Consider the following 16883-nt stretch of genomic DNA (forward strand, 5'->3'; position numbering starts at 1 on the left):
GCTGCCCCCATCAGGGGGTGGCCGGCGGCCCGTCTCCGGCGGTGTCACCCGGTACACGAAGGAGCAGAGCTGACCCCCATGGGAATTCTCCACACCATCTCCTCTCCCGCCGACCTCAAGGCGCTGGACCCCGGCGACCTCGACGAGCTGTGCGCGGAGATCAGGCAGCTGCTCATCGAGAAGGTCTCCGCCACCGGCGGCCACCTCGGTCCCAACCTCGGCGTGGTCGAGCTGACCGTCGCCCTGCACCGCGTCTTCGACTCGCCGCGCGAGCCGCTGATCTTCGACACCAGCCACCAGGCCTACGTGCACAAGATCCTCACCGGCCGCGCCGACCAGTTCGACACCCTGCGCCAGAAGGGCGGGCTGTCCGGCTACACCTGCCGGGCCGAGTCCGAGCACGACTGGACCGAGTCCTCGCACGCCTCGGCCGCCCTGAGTGTGGCCGACGGCATGTCCAAGGCCTTCGCCCTGGGCGGCGAGCCGCACCGCAATGTCGTCGCCGTCGTCGGTGACGGCGCGATGACTGGCGGCATGGTCTGGGAGGCGCTCAACAACATCGCCACCGGCCGCGACCGCAACGTCGTCATCGTGGTCAACGACAACGGCCGCAGCTACTCGCCGACCATCGGCGGCTTCGCCGACGCCCTGGCGGACCTGCGCATGCTGCGCACCTACGACCGCGTCATGGAGCAGGGCAAGACCACGCTGAAGTCGCTCGGCTGGGTCGGCGAGCGCACCTTCGAGGCGCTGCACGCCTTCAAGGAGGGCGTGAAGTCCCAGGTGCTGCCGGACCAGATGTTCCCCGAGCTGGGCATCAAGTACATCGGGCCGGTCAACGGCCACAACCTCAAGGCGCTGGGCAACGTCCTGCGCTACGCCCGCGAGTTCGAGGGCCCGATCATCGTGCACGCCGTGACCGAGAAGGGCCGCGGCTTCGCACCGGCGGCCACCGAGTCGCCGGACCTGATGCACTCCACCGGCGTCATCGACCCGGTCACCGGCAAGTCCCGTAAGGTCGCCGGGCCCAGCTGGACCTCGGCGTTCTCCGCCGAGCTGGTCCGTGCCGGGGCGCGGCGCCCCGACCTGGTGGCCATCACCGCCGCGATGGGCGGGCCGACGGGGCTGTCGGCCTTCAACGACAAGTTCCCCTCGCGCTTCTACGACGTCGGCATCGCCGAGCAGCACGCCGTGACCAGCGCGGCTGGCATGAGCCTGGCCGGGCTGCACCCGGTGGTCGCGCTCTACTCGACGTTCCTCAACCGCGGCTTCGACCAGCTGCTCATGGACGTCGGGCTGCTCAACCGCCCCGTGACCTTCGTGCTCGACCGCGCCGGGGTGACCGGCTCCGACGGCGCGAGCCACAACGGCGTGTGGGACCTGACGATCACCTCGCTGGTGCCGGGCCTGCGCCTGGCCGCCCCGCGCGACGGGCAGCAGCTCGTCGAGCTCTTCGACGAGGCCATCGAGGTCACCGACGGCCCGACCGTGGTGCGCTTCCCCAAGGGCGAGAAGCCCGCGGACATCCCCGCGCTGCGCCGCACCGCCGGCGGCACCGACGTGCTCTTCGAGACGGGGCCGATTGACGACGCCGCGCGTGGCGCCGCCGGCGCGGACGCTGCGGGTGCGGCGGACGGCGCCGAGGACGGCGCCGAGGACGGTGCTGCGGTGGACGCCGCCGTGGGTGCGGACGGTGCCGAGGTCGCGGACGTCGAGGAGGCCACCGATCCGTTCCAGCTGCTCGTGGTCTCCTTCGGTGCCCTGGCCGGCACCGTGCTCGAGGCCGTCGACGGGTTGGCAGGCCGCGTGGACCGCGGCGGCGACGTCGCGGTGACCGTGCTGGACCCGCGGTGGATCTCCCCGGTGCGCGCCGAGCTGCTCGAGGCGGCCGCGGGCGCCGACCTGGTGGTCACCGTCGAGGACGGCGTGATCCGCGGGGGCGTCGGCTCCCAGCTCGCCGAGGCGATGCAGGCCGCCGAGATCGACACCCCGGTGCGCCACCTGGCTTTCCCGGACATCTACCCGCTGCACGCCTCGCGCGGGCAGCTGCTCGCCGAGGTCGGCCTCGACGCCGAGGGCATGCGCTCCTCGATCGAGGGCTGGGTCACCAGCCTCGCCGACGACCCCCGTCAGCGGTGAAGACCGCGGCGGTGAAGGCCGGTACGACCAGCTCGATCTGCCAGTCGCGCACGCCGTAGTCGACGAGGAAGTCCACCAGCTCGCTCACCGAGTGCAGCTGGTGGCCCTCGGTGGACTCCCACACCGCGCGGCGCAGCACCTTCGGGGTGGCGACGTTCTCCACCGGCATGCCCAGCTCCACCGAGAGCTCGAGGAGCTCGCCGTGGATCCGCTCCCAGGCCTCCGCGGCCTGCGGGTGGTGCTCCGGCCAGTGCGAGTGCGGCGGGATCGAGTCGTGCCGCGGGGCCGGGCGCGGCCAGTCGGCCGGGTCCGAGGTCAGCGCCTCGGCGGCCGTCTTCGCCCACAGGCTGATGCGTGAGGCCACCCGGCGGTACTGGGTGGGCTTGAGGCGGGCGGTGTTGAGCAGCCGGTCGGCGTCGGAGACCCCGGCGGCGGCGAAGGAGACCAGCGCCTTGTCCGGCAGCAGGATCGCGGGGTTCTTGTCCTCGGCGACGGCGACGTCCTCGCGGGCCTGCCACAGCGCGCGGGCGACGGCGAGCTGACGCGGGCGGCGCAGGCGGCGCAGCCCCTTGGTCTTCTTCCAGTCGCGCTCGGGGGCGGGGTCGGTGTGGGTGGCGATGATGTGGTCGAAGTCCTGCTCGGCCCAGTCGAGCTTGCCCTCGTTGTCGAGGGCCTCGGCCAGAAAGTCCGCCAGTTCCAGCAGGTAGGCGACGTCGCCTTCGGCGTAGACGAGCCAGTCCTCCGGCAGCGGGGTCGTCGACCAGTCCTCCTGGCCGTGGCCCTTGTCCAGGTGCACGCCCAGGGTGTTCTCGAGCAGGGCGCCGAGGTTGACGCGGTCGTAGCCGAGCAGGCGGCCGGCCAGTTCTGTGTCGAAGAGGCGGCCCGGGACGAGGCCCAGCCAGGCCAGGGGCGGCAGGTCGGTGACGGCGGCGTGGACGATCCAGTCGGCGCCGGTCATCACGGGCGCGAGCGCGGCGGTCAGTTCCCCGCGGTGGCCCTCGGGGGCGAAGAGCAGGGTGCCGGCGCCGCGGCGGCGTACCTGCAGCAGGAAGACGCGGTCGTCGTAGCGGAAGCCGGAGGCGCGCTCGGTGTCGACGGCGAAGGGGCCGCGGCCGGCGGCGAGGACCTCGGCGCCGGCGGCGAAGAGCTCCGGGGTGTCGAGCACCCGCGGCAGCAGGTCGGCCGGTTCGGCCTCGGTGTGGAAGGGCTCCGCGTGCGTCTGGCCCCGGCCGCGGTCACCGCCGGTGCCGTTGTGGCGGGCCGGGGCGGCGGCGCGCCGGACGGGCCGCGCGTCGGCCACCGTCAGTGGGCGCCGAGGGTGCGCACACCCTCGGGCGGCAGGCCGGCGACGTGGGCGAGCACGTCGGCGAAGGCCTCCACGTGCGCGGACAGGTCGGTGCCGGTGGCGGTCCAGGAGGCGCGCATCTCCAGCTGGTGGGCGCGCGGCGGACCGCCGATCTCGCCGAAGCGCATCGAGGACGTCGAGGTGACCGTGCCGCCGAGGTTGGTGTGGCCCGCCTCGAGGTTGTCCAGGCCCTCGGTCAGCCACTGCCAGGCGACGTCGGGCAGCAGCGGGTCGGAGGCGACCTCGTCGTCCATGTCGGCCTGGATGTAGGCGACCAGCCGCATCGAGCCGTCCCAGGCCTCCTCGGCCTGGGGGTCGTGCAGCAGGATCAGCCGGCCGAAGGCGTCGCCGTCCGAGTCGGTCTGCGGGTCGTCGGGGTTCTCGCCGCGGTCGACCTCGAGGCCGACCGCGTGGCTGTACGGCGCGAGCCGCTGCGGCGGTCGGATCGTGCCGAGCGACAGCTCGTCGCGCAGGCGCGCGTGGTAGAGGGACTCGACGGCGGCGGAGAAGTCCGCGGGCAGTGCCTCGTCGTCCGCGCGGCCGTCCCGGGACGGCGGAATCGTAGACTGCTCGGAAAACATCACGCCCCTCAAGCTAACGGGCGCCCGGGCGGGTGAGGGGGAGGCGCGCCGTTGCGCGGGTCGGTTGGCACGCGCCCGGAAATACAACTTATGATGGACCCAATTCGGTTTCCCGAGACATCACCAGAAAGCGAGGGTCCCGTCGGCATGGCTGACAACGACATCGACTACGTGGCGCTCAATCGCGTCCAGGCCTACCTCCAGACCGCGGTCTTCCGCACGCTGCCCGGCGAGCTTCCCGCCGACCGCGCCGAGGTCGGCCGCGAGGCCCAGGAGTTCTTCGACAAGCTGGCCGAGGAGGGCACCGTCACCGTGCGCGGGGTCTACCTGACCTCGGGCATCCAGGCGAACGCGGACTTCATGGTGTGGTGGCACGCTGAGACGTTCACCGACCTACAGAAGGCGCTGAACTCCTTCCGTCGCGACACCGCCCTGGGCCGTGCCTCGGAGCTGGTGTGGACCGGCAACGGTGTCCACCGTCCCGCCGAGTTCAACAAGCGTCACCTGCCGGCGTTCGTGATGGGCGAGGAGCCGCGTGAGTGGATGACGGTCTACCCGTTCGTGCGTTCCTACGAGTGGTACTACATGGACGCCAAGAAGCGCTCGCAGATCCTGCGCGAGCACGGCCAGAACGCCCGCGACTACGCCGACGTGCGCGCGAACACCACCACCTCCTTCGTGCTGGGCGACTACGAGTGGATGCTCAACTTCGAGGCCGACCAGCTCGACCGCATCGTCGACCTCATGCACCAGATGCGCTACACCGAGGCCCGCCTGCACGTGCGCGTGGAGATCCCGTTCTACACCGGCCAGCGCTACGAGGACATCTCGAAGATGGTCGACCTGCTGCCCTAAGAAGGGTTGCTGTCCTGAGGGGGCCTTCCGCCCGAAAGGCTCTCGGGGGCCAAGGAGATCTGAAGGCCCGAGAGGAAAGGACCGCCGGTGGTTTTCACCGGCGGTCCTTTTTCGCTGCGCTGTTTGTCGTTGCGCTGAGTGCAGTTGTGCGGTCTGGCCGCACCCCTGGTTCTCCCGGGGCCGGGCGGTCCCGGGGCCTGGCAGTCTCCGGTCCTAGCTTTCCTCGGCCTCGCCCTCGGCGGGCTCGAGGGTCAGGCACACGGAGTTGATGCAGTAGCGCAGGTCGGTCGGGGTGTCGTAGCCCTCGCCGGCGAAGACGTGGCCCAGGTGCGAGCCGCAGTTGGCGCAGAGCACCTCGGTGCGGCGCATGCCCAGCGAGTCGTCGGTGCGCTCGACGACGCGGTCGCCGGCGAGCGGGGAGAAGAACGCCGGCCAGCCGCAGTGGGAGGCGAACTTGTGCTCGGAGCGGAACAGCTCGGCGCCGCAGGCCCGGCAGCTGTAGACACCCTCGGTGGTGGTGTCGGTGTACTCGCCGACGAAGGGCGCCTCGGTGCCCGCCTGGCGCAGCACGCGGTACTCCTCGTCGTTGAGACGCTCGCGCCACTCGGCGTCGGAGATCATCTTGAAGTCTGTCACGGTCTGCCTCCTCGGGGATTCACTTGCCCTGCTTCTCACTGAAGCGTACGCGGCGGGCCCGATATTCCCGGCCGGAGCCGGTGTTCTCGGCATCCCCGGCGGCTCCCGCTTTACCGGCGGCTCCAGCGGGGCGGGCCGCCTCAGAGGGGCGTGCGGTCCCGGCGGTGCGGGCTGCCCCGGCGGGGCGGGAGGCCCGGGTGGCCTGCCGGCCCCCGGGACGCTCGGAGCGCCACCAGGCCACGGCGACGGCCGCGGCGACGACGAGCAGCACCGCCCAGCCGGCGGTGTTGGCGAACTGGCCGACCCAGCGGCCCCACCGGCCCCAGGCCTCGGCGTCCCAGTCGAAGGGCGAGAAGATTGCGGCCAGGGCCGCCCACGCCGGCCAGTTGTGCACCACCGAGCGGTCCAGCAGCACGGTGAAGACCAGCGGGAAGAGCATCATCGAGTAGTACTGCTGGCCGAGCGAGGACAGCAGGAACACCCCGGCGAGCAGCACGCCCGACGACGTGGTCAGCCACAGCAGGGGAGCGGTGAAGCGGTAGCGCGCCAGCACGATGACGGCCACGGCCACCGCGGCGGCGCACACGGCGGTCAAGACCAGGCGCAGCCAGTCGGGCCAGCCGAAGTAGACGGCGATGCCGGGAAGCGAGCTGTTGGCGTAGTCGCGGACCTCGCCGAGGTACGGGGCGAGCTTGGTCAGGTAGTCGCTGGCGCCGGGCACCAGCGGCCAGGCGATGACGTTGGCCAGCACGGGCACGGCGACCGCGGCGACGACCGCGCGCCAGCGCCACACGGCGACGCACAGCACGATCAGCGGGGCGAACATCGGCTTGATAAGGATGCACAGGCCGAGCGCCACGCCGGCGGCCCAGTCGCGGCCGCGCAGCAGCCAGGCGAGGAAGGCGACGAAGACGAGCAGGAGGACGCCGTTGATGTTGGCGAAGACGAGCGTGTTGCGCACGGCCTCGGTCAAAAAGGCCGCACAGACGGCCAGCGGGAGCACGGCGGAGGAGGCGCGGTAGCCGAACAGCCGGGTCAGCCAGGCCAGCGCCGCGATGATCGCCGCCGCGCCGACGAGGATGAAGGCCATGCGCACCGCGTTCGGGTGGTGGCTGAGGCCCAGGGGACTGAGCAGCAGGGTCGCGCCCGGGTTGTAGAGGTAATGCGGGTCGACGTGGTGGTAGATCTCGTCGTAGACGGGCACGCGGTCCAGGAAGCGGCGCGCGGCGAGGTAGACGGTGGTGAAGTCGTCGGTGACACTGCCGGCGACGGCGCGCACGAAGACGGTGTGGACGACGAGCAGCACCGCCAGCGGCCAGAGGATGACGCGCAGCAGGCCGTCGCGGCGGCCGAGGTCGCGCAGCCCGGCGGGGGAGTCGTCGGACGGAGCCGGGGTTGCGGCGCGCGCCGCGCCGGGAGCTGCGGGCGGGGCGCCGACCCAGAAGCCGGCGAACGGGTCGCTGCGAAGAGATTTCACGCGCCCCACCCTACTGAACGGGACGGGTGTGGCCGGGAGCCTCGGCGGGCGGGATCGACGGGGCTCAGCAGGAGCCGGTGGCCGCCGCGGTGTGCGGGGATCTGCCGGGGCGTCGCGCCCGAGGAGCCCCGCTCAGCGCACCCGGCGGTAGCGCAGGAAGAGCGTCGAGTCGGCGTCGCGGTGCAGGTTCTCCAGCTCCATCGGGCGGGCGGCCGCCTCGCCGCCGGTGACCAGGGGCTGCTCGACGGCGCCCGAGAGGACGGGGGAGAGGGTCAGGTAGAGCACGTCGATCAGGTCGGCGGAGACCTCCGCGCCCAGCAGGCTGGGGCCGCCCTCGCAGACGATGCGGCGCGCCCCGCGGGAGACCAGCGCGTCGACGGCGGCGCGCACGTCGCCGCCGCCGGTGTCGACGACCTCGGCGCCCGCGCGGCGGAGCTCCTCGGCGCGCTCTGAGGCGGCACCGGAGGAGTCGGTCAGGATCAGCGGCGGGCGCGCACCGGGGGCCTCGCCGCGGCAGGCGGCGAAGAGGCGGGCGTCGGTGTCGAGGTCGAGCGAGCCGGAGAGCACCGCGAGCACCGGGGCCGCGGCCTGTCCGCGGGCGGTGCGCCGGTCGGTGTAGGCGGGGTCGGGGGAGACCGGGCCGTAGTCCTCGGCGCGCACGGTGCCTGCACCGACGAGCACCGCGTCGGCCCATTGGCGCACCGCGGCCAGGAGGGCGGCGTCCAGGTCGTTGCCGAGTCCGCCCGAGGTCCCGTCGACGGCGGCCGACCCCGTCAGGGCGCTGACCATGATGGCGCGCACCTCGGCGGGCTGCCCGCCGCCGTCCGGGGCGTGCGTCGCCTCGCCGGCGGGCGCGTCCGGGCCGACGAGTTCGTCGAGAAGCGCGTCGGGCCCGGGCGCGGTGGCGTCGGTGTCGCGGGGCTGGTGTGCGGCGTCGGAGTGCATGCCCCGAGACTAGCCGGGGCCGCGACCCACCCGGGCACAGAAAAACCCGCCGGCCCGAAGGGACCGGCGGGGAAGTGGAGCGGATGACGAGACTCGAACTCGCGACCCTCACCTTGGCAAGGTGATGCGCTACCAACTGCGCTACATCCGCATCGAGAACCCGAAGGTTCTCTGTGCGCGATACTGGAATTGAACCAGTGACCTCTTCCGTGTCAGGGAAGCGCTCTCCCCCTGAGCTAATCGCGCGGGGTAGATGAACTACGAGGTGGAAACGGGAATCGAACCCGTGTGCACGGCTTTGCAGGCCGTTGCCTCACCACTCGGCCATTCCACCGCAGGAGGACCTCGGCCCACCTGATTGGGTGCCCGGAAACCGGGTACCGGAGCGGATGACGAGACTCGAACTCGCGACCCTCACCTTGGCAAGGTGATGCGCTACCAACTGCGCTACATCCGCATCGAGAACCCGAAGGTTCTCTGTGCGCGATACTGGAATTGAACCAGTGACCTCTTCCGTGTCAGGGAAGCGCTCTCCCCCTGAGCTAATCGCGCGGGGAAGGGAATCGAAATTCCCGGAGCGGATGACGAGACTCGAACTCGCGACCCTCACCTTGGCAAGGTGATGCGCTACCAACTGCGCTACATCCGCATGCCCATCCGGTAGGCGGTGCCTGCCGTTGTGCGAGGACAAACTCTATCTGGTTCCGGTCGCCTAAGACAAATCCCCAGCGTCACGCCGTTTTGGCGCCCCCGCCCGGCGCCCGTGGCCGCGCCCCGGGGTACTTCGCCGCACCCGTGTTCGCCTCCGCACGCTTGCCGACGCCCCGTCGCCCGCCCCTGCGCGCGCCGTCCGGCCTCTGCTTGGCGCCACCTCGTCCCGTCCGGGCGCGCCCCGTCCCGCGTCTGGTGCCCACGCGCGCTTGACGACGCCGTGCCCCGCGCCCGTGCGGGCGCGTTCCCGCCTCCGGGGCGCCCGCCCTTTCCGGACCCCTCATTCCTCCGGGGACTTCCGGTGGATGTGGTCGGGGAGCGGGGCCTCACCGGGGGTTCCGCCGGCACTCCGGTCCACCTGCGGATTAGGTCGGCGGCGAGGTGGCGTGTTAACTTGTTCAGCGCACCGCACGGGCCGAGTCGTCCGCGTCGGGTCGTTCGGTCCCATGGCTCAGTGGAAGAGCGTTCCGTTCACACCGGAAAGGTCGCTGGTTCGATCCCAGCTGGGACCACCGCCAGATCCCGCCCCCGATCAGGGGTGCGGGATCTTTTGCATGTCTGGGATAGAATCGACGGCTGAACCCGAGACGGCGCACCCCCGTCTTCACCCCCGGTGGGGAACTGGAGCGGAGACCGCGCCGACAACTAAGCCGGAGTGCCCGGGCCGGGAAGGTCCGGGCCGACGACGAAGGAAAGGCCCCCGAGAACCTTGAGAGACACCGCGCACCGTGCACGAGCCGGCCTCGTCGCCGCCGCAGCCGCCCTGACCGGCGTCTTCGGCGCCGCGGCGGCGGCGCCCACGGCGACCGCCCACGACAGCGTCATCGACGCAGACCCGGGCCTGGACGCGAGCGTCGACAATTTCCCGGAGCGCATCACGCTGGAGTTCTCCGGCGAGCCGCGCCCGAACTTCAACACCGTCGCCGTCTCGGACGCCGAGAGCGGCGAGGTGCTGTTCAGCGGCGAGCCCGATCTCGACCGGCGCTTCGTGTCGATCGACGTGCCCGCGGACGTCGACCCGGGGCCCGGCACCTACACCGTCGGCTTCCAGATCACCTCCTCGGACGGGCACTCCACCCGCGGCAAGACGCAGTTCACCGTCCTCGGCGATGACGCCGGGGCCGCGGGAGCCACCGGGGAGACCGCGGACGCCTCCGACGAGGCCGCGGCCGAGGAGGGACCCTCCTCCTGGCTGTGGATCGCCCTCGGCGGGGTCGCGCTGCTGGCCGTCCTCGGCGCCGTGATCGTCTGGTTCACCCGATCCAGGACGTCCTCTGACAAGGAGAAGTAATTCGATGAAGCACCTGTCCAAGCGCCCGCCGATGATGCTGGCCGCGCTCACCGCGACCGCCGCCCTCGCCCTGGCCGGCTGCTCGCCCGCCAACGAGCAGGACTCCGAGGCCACCTCCCCGGAGAGCAGCCAGGCGACCTCGGCCGCCGAGAGCACCGCCGAGGCCGCGGACTCCGAGCTGACCTTCGACGACGCCGTCGTGCGCGCCAAGGGCGAGGACAACCACATGACCGGCATCTTCGGCACCCTGGTCAACCACACCGACCGCGACCTGTCGATCACCGGCTTCACCACCTCGCTGGGCGCGCCGAAGAACCAGATGCACGAGACCGTCGACGGTGTGATGCAGGAGATGACCACGCCGATGACGATCCCCGCCGGCGGCGAGCGCGTGCTCGAGCCCGGCGGCGACCACCTGATGGTCATGGACTACGAGACCCCGGTGGCCGCCGGTGACACCGTCGACATCACCTTCGAGCTCGCCGACGGCTCCACCGTCGAGGCCAAGGACGTGCCCGTGCGCACCCTGCTGCCCGGCGACGAGGACTACGGCGACCTCGCCGGCCAGGAGCACGGCGGCCACGAGGGCATGGAGGGCATGGAAGGCATGGACCACTCCGGCCACGAGGGCATGGACCACGGCGACTCGGGCAACATGGACGGCATGGAGGGCATGGACCACTCCGGCCACGAGGGCCACTAGGCCCGCACGGCCACCAGGCCCCGCAAGAGCCGTCGGGCTGACCCGGGCCATGAGGCCCACCGGGGTCACCGACGGCCACCCGGCCCGCACCGGGCCACGATGAGGGAGCTCGACCAGAAGGAAATGACAGACACCACCGACCGCAACCAGCACATCCACCGCCTCTCGCGCCGCGGGTTCCTCGGCGCCGGCGTCGGCACCGTCGGCGCCGCCGCCGTGGCCTGCGCCACCCCCGGCGGGGGCGAGGCCGCCAAGGGTGGCCAGGGGGATGAGGCGACCGACGCGCAGGGTGCGGACGCCGCCCCGCTGGCCGGTCAGACGGTGGCCTTCGACGGGCCCCACCAGGCCGGCGTGCAGACCGCCTCGCAGGCGAACCTGGCGCTGATCTCCTTCGACCTCAACGAGGGCGTGGACCGCGCCGGGGTGCGCCGGCTGATGAACCTGTGGACCGAGGACGCCCGCGCGCTGTGCGGCGGGAAAAACCCGGTCGGCGGGCTCGAGCCGGAGATGGTGCAGACCCCGGCGAACCTGACGATCACGGTCGGCTTCGGCGAGCCGCTCTTCGACAAGATCGGCCTGCCCGACCAGCGCCCCGGGTTCCTGCACGACATCCCCGCCTTCGAGCACGACGACCTGGACCCGCGCTGGGGTCAGACCGACCTGGTGCTCCAGATCTGCGGCGACGACGCGATCTCGGTGGCCTACGCGATGCGCCACATGATCCGCTCCGGCGTGGACTACGCCCACACCCGCTGGTTCCAGCGCGGGCTCAGCCACGCCGACGGCTCGATGGCCGACGGCACCACCCCGCGCAACCTCTTCGGCCAGAAGGACGGCACCGTCAACCCGCACGGTGACGAGGAGTACGACCAGCAGGTCTGGATCGACGCCGCCGCCGACGGCGCGCCCGACTGGCTCGACGGCGGCAGCGTGATGGTCGCCCGCCGCATCGCCATGCACATGGACGAGTGGGAGAAGCTCGACCGCAACTCCCGCGAGGTCGTCATCGGCCGCGACCTGCCCGAGGGCGCGCCGCTGTCCGGCGGCGACGAGTTCACCGAACCGGACCTGACCAAGACCGACGAGACGGGTCTTCCGGTCATCGACCCGAAGAGCCACATGGCGCTCTCCCGCGACGACGAGAAATACGACGCCGAGCAGCGCCTGCTGCGCCGGCCCTACACCTACGACCTCGAGCCGGAACCGGGAAGCGGCGACGCCTCGAACTCCGGGCTGGTCTTCCTGTGCTACCAGCGCAACCCGGACAAGCAGTTCAGCGCGATCCAGCGCCGCCTCGACGGCGGCGACCGCCTCAACGAGTGGATCACCCACATCGGCTCCTCGGTCTACGCCCTGCCGCCGGGCGTCGGCGAGGACGGCGACAGCTACTGGGGCCAGCGCCTGCTCGAGGCCTAGAGCGGCGCGGGGCTGAAAGCACGGCGGGGCTGCCCGGGGCTGACACCCCGGGCTATGGGGAACACGGGGAAGTCTGCACTGTCGTGGCCCGGCCGGTCCCGCGCGCCCGCCTCTGGGCGGGGGAGGGGCCGCCGGGTAGGATGCTTGACTGTCCGCGGCCCCGCGCGCCCATCCGGCGTGCGGGGTGAAACGCGGGGGAAGAACCCACCAGCGGCCGCGTCCCGGTATGGCGCCGCCGCGTGAGCGCAAGAAGGAGCGCCTACCTCCCATGGCATTAACCAGTGAGTCCCGTACCTACCGGCCGTTCACCGTACCCGCGGGCACACCGGTGGGCGCTGCCCTGCGCGAGCTCGACCTGCCGAAGAAGGGCCCCGAGGCCATTGTCGTGGTCAAGGACGCCGAGGGCCAGCTCAAGGACCTCTCGCACGTCCCGGAGGCCGACGCCGAGTTCACCCCGGTGCCCGCCGACTCCGAGGACGGCCGCGCGGTCATCCGCCACTCCTGCGCGCACGTGCTCGCCCAGGCCGTCCAGGCCGAGTTCCCGGGCACCAAGCTGGGCATCGGCCCGGCCGTGGAGAACGGCTTCTACTACGACTTCGACGCCGCCGAGCCCTTCACCCCGGAGGACCTGAAGACGCTCGAGAAGCGGATGAAGAAGATCATCAAGACCGGGCAGCGCTTCGAGCGCCGCGTGTGGGCCTCCCAGGACGAGGCCCGCGAGGCCCTGGCCGACGAGCCGTTCAAGCTCGAGCTCATCGACGACAAGGGCAACGTCGACCCCGACTCCGACGAGGCCACCGAGATCGGCGCCGGCGAGCTGACCGCCTACGACAACGTCAACCCGCGCACCGGCGACGTCGAGTGGTTCGACCTGTGCCGTGGCCCCCACGTGCCCACCACCCGCTTCATCCCCGCGTTCTCCCTGACCCGCACCTCCGCGGCCTACTGGCGCGGCGACCAGAACAACGCCGGCCTGCAGCGCATCTACGGCACCGCCTGGGAGTCCAAGGAGAAGCTGGCCGAGTACGAGCAGATGCTCGCCGAGGCCGAGAAGCGCGACCACCGCCGCCTGGGCCAGGAGCTGGACCTGTTCAGCTTCCCCGACGAGGTCGGCTCCGGCTTCCCGGTCTTCCACCCGGACGGCGGCATCGTCCGCCTCGAGATGGAGGAGCACTCCCGGCGCCGCCACCTGGCCGCCGGCTACTCCTTCGTCAACACCCCGCACATCACCAAGGGCGACCTGTTCAAGAAGTCCGGCCACCTGGACTTCTACGCCGACGGCATGTTCCCGCCCATGCAGCTCGACGGCGAGTACGACGCGGAGGGCAACTGCACCAAGCAGCCGCAGGACTACTACGCCAAGCCGATGAACTGCCCGATGCACAACCTGATCTTCGCCTCGCGCGGGCGCTCCTACCGTGAGCTGCCGCTGCGCCTGTTCGAGTTCGGCACGGTCTACCGCTACGAGAAGTCCGGCGTGGTCCACGGCCTGACCCGTGCCCGCGGCTTCACGCAGGACGACGCCCACATCTACTGCACCGAGGACCAGCTCGAGGACGAGCTGTCCTCCGTGCTCGACTTCATCATCTCGCTGCTGCGCGACTACGGCCTGGACGACTTCTACCTGGAGCTGTCCACCAAGGACCCGAACAAGTTCGTCGGCTCGGACGAGATCTGGGAGCGCTCGACGAGCATCCTGGAGCGCGTGGCCACCAAGTCCGGCCTCGAGCTGGTCCCGGACCCGGAGGGCGCGGCCTTCTACGGCCCGAAGATCTCCGTGCAGGCCCGCGACGCCATCGGCCGCACCTGGCAGATGTCGACCGTGCAGCTCGACTTCAACCTGCCGGAGCGCTTCCAGCTCGAGTACACCGCCCCGGACGGCTCGAAGCAGCGCCCGATCATGATCCACCGCGCGCTCTTCGGCTCCATCGAGCGCTTCTTCGGCGTGCTGCTCGAGCACTACGCCGGCGCCTTCCCGGCCTGGCTGGCCCCGCACCAGGTGGTCGGCATCCCGGTCGCCGACGAGTTCATCCCGGCCCTCGAGGACGTCGCAGCCCAGCTGCGCGGGCGCGGCATCCGCGCCGAGGTCGACACCTCGGACGACCGCATGCAGAAGAAGATCCGCACCCACACCACCGGCAAGTCGCCGTTCATGCTTCTCGCCGGCGGCCGCGACGTCGAGGCCCACGCGGTCAGCTTCCGCTTCCTCGACGGCTCGCAGGTCAACGGCGTGCCGGTCGAGAAGGCCGTCGACGCCATCGAGGAGTGGGTGCGCTCGCGCCGCAACGACCAGCCGACCGCCGAGGCGCTCAAGGCGCTGCTCGGCACGGAGGTCGCCGATGGCGAGTGAGGCCGACGATGCGTCCCGCAGCGCCCACGGCGCAGGTGCCGGCGACGTCGCGGGCGCGGCGTCGTCAAGCACCTACGTCGACCGCGGCGTGGGCGAGCCGGACGGGCTGGTGCGCCTGTGGGCGCCCTACCGGATGAACTACATCACCACCCGCCCGGACGGTTCTTCGATTGACGACGCCGCGCGCGCCGAGACGAAGCGCGACAACGACCCGTTCGTGGACGCGCCGCGCCACTCTGACGAGGAGTCGCTGATCGTGGCGCGCGGCGAGACGGTCTACTGCATCCTCAACCTGTACCCGTACAACGCCGGGCACATGATGGTCATCCCGTACCGCAAGGTCGCCGACCTGGAGGACCTGACCGAGGCCGAGTCGCACGAGATGATGGCCTTCGCGCAGGAGGCCGTGCGCACCGTCAAGCGGGTCTCGAACCCGGACGGTGTCAACGTCGGCTTCAACCTGGGCAAGGGCTCGGGCGGTTCCGTGGGCAGCCACCTGCACATGCACATCGTGCCCCGCTGGTCGGGCGACGCGAACTTCATGACCGTCCTCGGCGGCACGAAGGTGCTCCCGCAGCTGCTCTCGCAGACCCGGAAGCTGCTGGCCGACGCCTGGGGGCGCACATGCTGAGCGTGCGTGGCAGGCGTCCGGCCGCCGTCGTCGTCGAGCCGGTGGCCCGTGCGGTCATGCGCACGGGGGTCAGCCCCAACACGGTGACATTGACCGGCACGGTGCTGACCTGCGCGGCGATCCTCGTGCTCATCCCGACCGGCCACCTGTTCGCCGCGGCCGTGCTGTGCGCGGTCTTCGCCAGCTTCGACCTGATCGACGGCACCATGGCCCGGCTCTCCGGGGGCGGCACCGCCTACGGCGCCACCCTGGACGCCAGCTGCGACCGCATCACCGACGGCGCGCTGTTCGCCGCGGTGGTCTGGTGGCTCGTCTACGTCGACGACGCCGCCCGCTCCACGGTCGCCGCGGGGCTGGTCGTGCTGGTGACCTCGCAGGTCATCTCGTACGTCAAGGCGCGCGGCGAGGCCGGCGGGCTGAAGATCAACGGCGGGCTCGTCGAGCGCGCCGAGCGCCTCATCGTCGGCCTGCTCGGCCTGGGCCTGGAGGGCCTGGGCGTGCCGCACGCCGTCGAGGTGGCCGTCTGGCTGCTCGCGGTCGGCTCCGCGTTCACCGTCTGCCAGCGGCTGTGGCGCGCCTCGCGCGACCCGGAGGCCGGCCGGCGCATCGCCCCGCCCGCCGGGGCGGCTGAGGCGCCGGACGCCGGAGCAGAGGGCGGCGCAGAGCGCGCGAACGGCGCAGAGCACTCGGCCGACGCCGAGCGCGCGGCCGGCGCCCGCCGCGCGGCCGAAGACGATGCGGCGGAGGCCGGTCGGGAGGGCGAGTAGCGTGCGCCTGCCCCGACGCGACGACCTGGCCGCCCTCGGCTACCTCGCCGGGTGGCGGCTGGTGCGCCTCCTGCCCGAGAGGTGGGTCAACGCCGCCTTCCGCCTCGGCGCCGACAGGGCGAGCGACAACGGCCGCGGCATGGAACAGCTGCGCCGCAACCTCGCCCGCGTGGTCGGTCCCGAGAACGTCACCCGCCGCCTCGTGCGCGACTCGGTGCGCTCCTACGCCCGCTACTGGGCCGAGGCCTTCCGACTGCCCTCGATCGCCGGCGACCCGGAGCTGATCGACCGGCTCGGCGACGGTGTGGTGGGCGAGGAGCGCTTCGCCGAGTCCTTCCGCCGTGGGAAGGGCGTGGTCCTCGTGCTGCCGCACACCGGCAACTGGGACATGGCCGGCGCCTTCCTCGTCGGCCGCTACACCGGCTTCACCACCGTCGCCGAGCGGGTGCGCCCCGAGGCGCTCTTCGACGCCTTCGTCGACTACCGCAACAGCCTCGGCTTCGAGGTGCTCGCCCACGCCGGCGGGCGCCCGCCGATGGAGCGCCTGCGCGAGGTGGTCGAGGCCGGTGGCGTGGTCTGCCTGGTCGGCGAGCGCGACCTGAAGGGCCACGGCGTGCCGGTGCAGTTCTTCGGCGAGGAGACCACCATGCCCACCGGCTCGGTGGACCTGGCCCGGGAGACCGGCGCGGCCCTGCACGTGGTGCACTGCTGGTTCACCGACGACGGCTGGGGCTTCTCCGTCGGCGAGCAGGTCGCCGTGGACACCCGCGAGAAGATGCAGCAGGAGGTCGCCGACCAGTTCGCCGCCAATATCGCGGCGCACCCGGCCGACTGGCACATGCTGCAGCCGCTGTGGCCGGCCGACCGTGAGCGTCGCCGCGCCGAGCGGGCCCGGCAGAGCGCCGACGGCGAGGCCCTGCACCGCTCGGACCGCGGCGCGCGACGGCGTGACGCCGGGCGCGACCGGGCGGCCGGGCGCGGCCGGGCGGCCGGGCGCGGCCGGGCAGCCGGGCGCGGCCGGGAAAGCGGGGCCTGA

The 16883-nt window shown here is 71.9% G+C and carries 13 protein-coding genes, 7 tRNA genes and 1 pseudogene; 10 read left to right on the forward strand and 11 right to left on the reverse strand.

Going from position 1 to position 16883, the window contains the following annotated elements; all coding sequences use genetic code 11:
• Positions 1-78: 78 nt before the first annotated feature.
• Positions 79-2085, forward strand: a pseudogene (gene dxs / locus CFRA_RS04880) (1-deoxy-D-xylulose-5-phosphate synthase); the annotation flags it as partial.
• A gap of 19 nt (positions 2086-2104) precedes the next feature.
• Here the strand turns inward: dxs and CFRA_RS04885 are convergent.
• Together CFRA_RS04885 and CFRA_RS04890 are read right to left on the reverse strand one after the other, a co-directional pair.
• Positions 2105-3439, reverse strand: a complete 1335-nt coding sequence (locus tag CFRA_RS04885) for an HRDC domain-containing protein (RefSeq protein WP_083666842.1) — start codon at positions 3437-3439, stop codon at positions 2105-2107.
• Positions 3440-3441: 2 nt separating this feature from the next.
• Entirely contained in the window at positions 3442-4065 is a 624-nt protein-coding gene (locus tag CFRA_RS04890) for a DUF3000 domain-containing protein (protein WP_075663701.1), read from the reverse strand.
• A gap of 147 nt (positions 4066-4212) precedes the next feature.
• Here CFRA_RS04890 and hemQ point away from each other — a divergent pair, with 147 nt between their 5' ends.
• Positions 4213-4920: a hydrogen peroxide-dependent heme synthase gene (hemQ, locus tag CFRA_RS04895; RefSeq protein WP_075663702.1), complete on the forward strand. Its 708-nt coding sequence runs from the start codon at positions 4213-4215 to the stop codon at positions 4918-4920.
• A 213-nt stretch (positions 4921-5133) separates the two neighbouring features.
• Here the strand turns inward: hemQ and msrB are convergent, their stop codons facing one another.
• The 9 genes from msrB to CFRA_RS04940 form a co-directional block, all read right to left on the reverse strand.
• Positions 5134-5556 (reverse strand): peptide-methionine (R)-S-oxide reductase MsrB, encoded by a 423-nt coding sequence (msrB, locus tag CFRA_RS04900; RefSeq protein ID WP_075663703.1) that lies wholly within the window; start codon positions 5554-5556, stop codon positions 5134-5136.
• A gap of 19 nt (positions 5557-5575) precedes the next feature.
• The gene (locus CFRA_RS04905; protein ID WP_075663704.1) at positions 5576-7033 is read right to left on the reverse strand and encodes a glycosyltransferase family 87 protein; all 1458 of its coding nucleotides are present in this window, start codon (positions 7031-7033) and stop codon (positions 5576-5578) included.
• A 132-nt stretch (positions 7034-7165) separates the two neighbouring features.
• Entirely contained in the window at positions 7166-7978 is an 813-nt protein-coding gene (locus tag CFRA_RS04910; protein ID WP_083666843.1) for a pyrimidine reductase family protein, read from the reverse strand.
• 75 nt (positions 7979-8053) lie between these two features.
• A tRNA-Gly gene (locus CFRA_RS04915) sits at positions 8054-8129 on the reverse strand.
• Between the two features lie 23 nt (positions 8130-8152).
• Positions 8153-8224: transfer RNA gene (locus CFRA_RS04920), tRNA-Val, on the reverse strand.
• Positions 8225-8241: 17 nt separating this feature from the next.
• A tRNA-Cys gene (locus tag CFRA_RS04925) sits at positions 8242-8312 on the reverse strand.
• Positions 8313-8362: 50 nt separating this feature from the next.
• Positions 8363-8435, reverse strand: a tRNA-Gly gene (locus CFRA_RS04930).
• 23 nt (positions 8436-8458) lie between these two features.
• Positions 8459-8530: transfer RNA gene (locus CFRA_RS04935), tRNA-Val, on the reverse strand.
• 24 nt (positions 8531-8554) lie between these two features.
• Positions 8555-8627, reverse strand: a tRNA-Gly gene (locus CFRA_RS04940).
• Between the two features lie 502 nt (positions 8628-9129).
• Between CFRA_RS04940 and CFRA_RS04945 the strand changes: the two genes are divergently transcribed.
• From CFRA_RS04945 to CFRA_RS04980, 8 genes are all read left to right on the forward strand, one after another.
• Positions 9130-9201, forward strand: a tRNA-Val gene (locus tag CFRA_RS04945).
• 197 nt (positions 9202-9398) lie between these two features.
• Positions 9399-9980 (forward strand): copper resistance CopC family protein, encoded by a 582-nt coding sequence (locus tag CFRA_RS04950; RefSeq protein ID WP_075663705.1) that lies wholly within the window; start codon positions 9399-9401, stop codon positions 9978-9980.
• Positions 9981-9984: 4 nt separating this feature from the next.
• Positions 9985-10683, forward strand: a complete 699-nt coding sequence (locus CFRA_RS04955; RefSeq protein WP_075663706.1) for a copper chaperone PCu(A)C — start codon at positions 9985-9987, stop codon at positions 10681-10683.
• Positions 10684-10806: 123 nt separating this feature from the next.
• On the forward strand, positions 10807-12099 hold the full coding sequence (locus tag CFRA_RS04960; RefSeq protein WP_075663707.1) for a Dyp-type peroxidase: 1293 nt from the start codon (positions 10807-10809) through the stop codon (positions 12097-12099).
• Positions 12100-12367: 268 nt separating this feature from the next.
• On the forward strand, positions 12368-14449 hold the full coding sequence (thrS, locus tag CFRA_RS04965) for a threonine--tRNA ligase (protein ID WP_075663708.1): 2082 nt from the start codon (positions 12368-12370) through the stop codon (positions 14447-14449).
• A complete protein-coding gene (locus tag CFRA_RS04970) occupies positions 14439-15080 on the forward strand; it encodes an ATP adenylyltransferase (protein ID WP_083666844.1) in 642 nt (213 codons plus the stop codon). Before thrS ends, CFRA_RS04970 begins: the two co-directional genes overlap by 11 nt.
• On the forward strand, positions 15074-15847 hold the full coding sequence (pgsA, locus tag CFRA_RS04975) for a phosphatidylinositol phosphate synthase (RefSeq protein WP_083666845.1): 774 nt from the start codon (positions 15074-15076) through the stop codon (positions 15845-15847). The genes CFRA_RS04970 and pgsA overlap by 7 nt, the downstream gene beginning before the upstream one ends.
• Positions 15816-16883, forward strand: a complete 1068-nt coding sequence (locus CFRA_RS04980; protein WP_083666846.1) for a phosphatidylinositol mannoside acyltransferase — start codon at positions 15816-15818, stop codon at positions 16881-16883. The genes pgsA and CFRA_RS04980 overlap by 32 nt, the downstream gene beginning before the upstream one ends.

The sequence above is a fragment of the Corynebacterium frankenforstense DSM 45800 genome, assembly GCF_001941485.1.
In the GTDB taxonomy this organism is placed as follows: domain Bacteria; phylum Actinomycetota; class Actinomycetes; order Mycobacteriales; family Mycobacteriaceae; genus Corynebacterium; species Corynebacterium frankenforstense.